The organism is Streptomyces sp. SID11385 (assembly GCF_010548245.1).
GTDB lineage: Bacteria > Actinomycetota > Actinomycetes > Streptomycetales > Streptomycetaceae > Streptomyces.
The window spans coordinates 1-4,593 of the sequence record NZ_JAAGLR010000757.1; the positions used below are offsets into that span (position 1 = coordinate 1).

5 protein-coding genes are annotated in these 4,593 nt (G+C 75.7%); 4 read left to right on the forward strand and 1 reads right to left on the reverse strand.

From position 1 onward, the window contains the following. Positions 1 to 195: LysR family transcriptional regulator (locus G3I42_RS23490; protein WP_164289025.1), on the reverse strand; the 195-nt coding region annotated here is incomplete at its 3' end. A 96-nt stretch (positions 196 to 291) separates the two neighbouring features. Between G3I42_RS23490 and G3I42_RS23495 the strand changes: the two genes are divergently transcribed. The 4 genes from G3I42_RS23495 to G3I42_RS23510 all read left to right on the forward strand — a co-directional run. Then, positions 292 to 609 (forward strand): hypothetical protein, encoded by a 318-nt coding sequence (locus G3I42_RS23495; RefSeq protein WP_164289027.1) that lies wholly within the window; start codon positions 292 to 294, stop codon positions 607 to 609. A 200-nt stretch (positions 610 to 809) separates the two neighbouring features. Next, entirely contained in the window at positions 810 to 2,147 is a 1,338-nt protein-coding gene (locus G3I42_RS23500; protein ID WP_164289029.1) for a polyprenyl synthetase family protein, read from the forward strand. Further along, positions 2,141 to 3,628, forward strand: coding sequence for a phytoene desaturase family protein (gene crtI / locus G3I42_RS23505; protein ID WP_164289033.1), 1,488 nt, complete (start codon positions 2,141 to 2,143; stop codon positions 3,626 to 3,628). Before G3I42_RS23500 ends, crtI begins: the two co-directional genes overlap by 7 nt. A 43-nt stretch (positions 3,629 to 3,671) precedes the next feature. After that, positions 3,672 to 4,593, forward strand: a 922-nt coding sequence (locus G3I42_RS23510; protein ID WP_164289031.1) for a phytoene/squalene synthase family protein, incomplete at its 3' end; no start/stop codon positions are given.

Genomic DNA, 4,593 nt, shown 5'->3' on the forward strand with positions numbered 1-4,593 from the left:
CTCGCCCGCCGGGGTGAGCGCCACCTGCCGGCTGGACCGCTCGAACAACCGCACCCCGAGCCGCCCCTCCAACCGCCGCACCGCCTTCGACAACGCGGGCTGCGCGATCGCCAGCCGCTCCGCCGCCCGCCCGAAGTGCAGTTCCTCCGCCACCGCAAGGAAGTACTCCAGCTCGCGCGTCTCCATCTCCGCCATGCCGCCGACTGTAAGCCACCATCCATTCCTCGCAGGCATCGAAGGAGAACGAAGCGGTCTTGGACGCATGACCGGAACCACCAGTTCAATGGCCACATGTTGCACCACACGATGATCGTTTCCTTCGACTCCCCGATTCCCGACGACGACCTGAACACCTACCTGAAGGAACTGGAGACCCTGATGAGGGGCTCCGGCCTCGTCGAGACCTTCGCCGCCCGGCAGCACGTCCGCGTCCCCGGCGATGAGCACAGCCCCGTCTTCGTCGCCGACGCGGTCGTACGCATCGGCTTCCCCGACGCGAAGGCGCTCGCCGCGAGCTTCGCCATCCCCGGCGTGGCCGACCTGATCGCCCGCTGGCAGTCCCGCCACCCGTACAAGGTCGTGTGGGTCAACCACGAGCCGCTGCCGTAGCGACCCCCCCTTACCGCCCCCCGCCGTTCCTCCTCCCCACCGCTGTCGAATCCCACCGCCTTCGAATCCCCCGCCGCCATCCGGGTGGCGACGGGGGAGAGGGGAGGCAGGGCGGGAAGAGGTGGGGGGACAGGGCCTGTGCTCCGCCCCCGCCCCGGCCCGGGAGCGGCGGGCCGCACCGGGGACGGAGGAGCGCGCGGGTGGTGCGAGCACAAGAGCAGCCGCCGGACTGGCGGGCCGCGGACTCCCAGCCGTCCGCCGCCGTTGCCGAGGTCCTCGACAGGCTGCTGGCTCCCCGGGTGGCGGAGGCCGCCCGCCTCGACGCCTCCTTCGGCCGCCGGGTCGCGCAATGGCTCGCGACCACCACACGCGGCGGGGGACGCCGGCTGCGCTCGGCGTTCGTGTGGTGGGGCCTGCGGGTGTCCTGCCCCGCCCCGGCACCCGAGACCGTCGCGATCGCCCTCACCGTCGGCGCGGCCGTCGAACTGCTCCAGTCCTGCGCGCTCGTGCAGGACGACGTCATGGACGACTCACCCCTCCGGCGCGGCCGGCCCGCCCTGCACGTCCTCCTCGGCTCGACACGCCCCGCCGGGGCCGGGGCGGGAGCGCTCGGCTTCGGCCAGTCGGCGGCCGTCCTCGCGGGCGACCTCGCCCTCGTGTGGGCCGAGGACACGTTCGCCACCGCCGACCCGCCGCCCGAGGTCGCCGGGCCGGCCCGCCGCCTGTGGAGCGTGCTGCGGGCCGAGATGATCGCCGGCCAGTACCTCGATCTGGCGGGCCAGGCCGACGGCACCCACTCCGCGACCCACGCCCTGCGCACCGCCGTCCTCAAGAGCGGGCGTTACTCCGTCGCACGACCTCTCGAACTGGGCGCCGTCCTCGCCTCCGCCCCGCCCGAGGTGCGCCGCGGGCTGCGCGCCGCGGGCAGCGCGGCCGGGCTCGCCTTCCAGCTCCGCGACGACCTCCTCGCCGTCTGGGGCGACGCCGCGCGTACCGGTAAACCCACCGGCGAGGACATCCGGGAGGGCAAGCCCACGCTCCTCGCCGCGCTCGGCTTCGCGCGTGCCGCCGAACGCTCCCGAGGAGCCGCGCTCGCCGTCCTGCGGCGCGGCTACGGCAACCCGGCGGCCGGGCCCGCCGAACTCGCCGCCGTACGCGAAGTCCTGGAGGAGACCGGCGCCCGCCGCGACATCGAGGCGCACATCGCCCGGCTGGTGCGCCGCGCGAGCGCCCACGTGGAAGCGCTGCCCGGCGCCCCCGAGACCCGCGCCCAACTGCTCGCCCTCGTCCAGCTCGCCGCCGGTACCGCCGGTCTTCCGCCCCCACCGGCTCCCGCGCACCCGGTGCGGGCCGAGAGGGGCCCCGGGAGTCCGCCCGCCCCGGGCACCGTCCGCACGGCGGTGGCTCACCCCGGCACCGAGGACCGGACCTCGCACGGCCGCGCCGATTCCACACCGCACGGCCGCCGTCCCCTCCGGTCCGCCGCCTCGCCCCCCGGCACGCATGCCCGTCCCTCCACGGCCGAGGAGCCATCCTGAAGACCATCGCGGGCCCCACCTCCCACGTCGTCGTCGTCGGCGCGGGACTCGCCGGACTCTCCGCCGCCCTCCACCTCCTCGGCGCCGGCCGCCGCGTCACCGTGCTCGAACGCGACCCGCTGCCCGGTGGCCGCGCCGGCCTGCTCCGCCACGGCGACTACCACCACGACACCGGGCCCACCGTCCTCACCATGCCGGAACTGCTCGAAGAGGGCTTCGCGGCGGTGGGCGCGCGCCTGTCCGACCACCTCGACCTCATCCCCCTCCACCCCGCCTACCACGCCCGGTTCGCCGACGGCAGCACCCTGCCCGTGCACACCGACGCCGCGACGATGGAGGACGCGGTCCGCGACTTCGCCGGTCCCGCCGACGCGCTCGGCTACCGCCGCCTGCGCACCTGGCTGACCCGCCTGTACCGCGCCCAGATGCGCCGCTTCATCGACAGCAACTTCGACTCACCGCTCGGCCTGCTCACCCCCGACCTCGCCCGGCTCGCCGCGCTCGGCGGCTTCGGGCGCCTCGACACCCGGATCGGCCACTTCCTGCGCGACGAGCGCCTGCGCCGCGTCTTCACCTTCCAGTCCCTGTACGCGGGCGTCGCCCCCGCCCGCGCCCTCGCCGCCTACGCCGTGATCGCCTACATGGACACCGTCGCCGGGGTGTGGTTCCCGCGCGGCGGCATCCACGCCGTACCCCGCGCGATGGCCGCCGCGGCCGAGGCCGCCGGCGCCGAACTGCGCTTCTCCACACCGGTACGGAGCCTGGAACGCCGCGCGGGCCGCGTCGTCGCCGTCCACGTGCCCGACGAACGGATCGCCTGCGACGCCGTCGTCCTCACCCCCGACCTGCCGGTGACCTACGACCTTCTCGGCGCACGCCCCCGCCGGGCGGTCCCCCTGCGGTACGCCCCCTCCGCCGTCGTCCTGCACGCCGGCACCTCGCGCACCTGGGACCACCTCGGCCACCACACCCTCGACTTCGGGCACTCCTGGGCCACCACCTTCGACGAACTCACCCGCCAAGGACGCTTGATGAGCGACCCTTCGCTGCTCATCACCCGGCCCACCGCGACCGACCCCTCGCTCGCCCCGCCGGGCCAACACCTCCACTACATCCTGGCGCCCTGCCCCAACACCGCCCTCGGCCCCGGCCCCGCACAGTGGCAGTCGCTCGCACCCCGCTACCGCGACAGCCTCCTCGCCGTCCTGGAACGACGCGGCATGACGGGCATCGCCGACTCCATCGCGCACGAGACCCTCGTCACCCCCGCCACCTGGCACGCCCGCGGCCACGCCGCCGGCACCCCCTTCTCCGCCGCGCACACCTTCGCGCAGACCGGGCCCTTCCGCCCCCGCAACCTCGTCCGCGGCACCAGCAACGCGGTCCTCGCCGGCTGCGGCACCACCCCCGGCGTCGGCGTCCCCACCGTCCTGCTCTCCGGCAAACTCGCCGCCGCCCGCATCACGGGAGGCCCCCGATGACCGCACCCGCACCTGCCGCCCCGGCCACCGCCGGAGGCCCCGCATGACCGCGCGCGAACTCGACGCCGCCCACATCACCGACCCCGCCCTCCGCACGGCCTACACCACCTGCCGCACCCTCAACGCCACCCACGGCCGCACCTACTTCCTCGCCACCCGCCTCCTGCCCCCCGACCGCCGCCCCGCCGTCCACGCCCTCTACGGCTTCGCCCGCTGGGCCGACGACATCGTCGACGACCTCGGCGCCGACACACCGCCCGCCGCCCGCGCCGCGGCCCTCGACCGCTGGCGCGCCCAGCTCCTGGCCGGCCTGCGCGACCGCACCGCGACCGAACCCGTCGTCCGCGCCCTCGCCGACACCGCCGAGCGCTACGCCATCGACCACCAGCACTTCGCCGACTTCATGACCGCGATGCGCGCCGACCTCGCCGTCACCGACTACGCCACGTACGAGGACCTGTGCGGCTACATGCACGGCTCCGCCGCCGTCATCGGCCTCCAGATGCTCCCCGTCCTCGGCACCGTCGTCCCCCGCGCCGAGGCGGCCCCCCACGCCGCCGCCCTCGGCCGCGCCTTCCAGCTCACCAACTTCCTGCGCGATGTCGGCGAGGACCTGGACCGGGGCCGCGTCTACCTGCCCGCCGACCTCCTCGCCGCCCACGGCGTCGACCGCCCCCTCCTCGAATGGAGCCGCGCGAGCGGAACCCGCGACGCCCGCATCACCACCGCCCTGCGTGCCGCCGCCGCACTGACCCGCGACGTCTACCGCGAGGCCGCCCCCGGCCTCGCGATGCTCGACCCCGTCGCCCGCCCCTGCATCCGTACCGCCTTCGTCCTCTACGGCGGCATCCTCGACGCCATCGCCGCCGACGGCTACGCGGCCGTCCACCGCCGCGCCGCCGTCCCCCCGCTCCGCCGCGCCGTCGTCGCCGCCGACGGTCTCGTCCGCCTCGCCGCCGCCCGCC

Bases quoted from the DNA above. Each gene is read 5' to 3' on its own strand.
- G3I42_RS23495 (WP_164289027.1), top strand. From the start codon at position 292: ATGTTGCACCACACGATGATCGTTTCCTTCGACTCCCCGATTCCCGAC.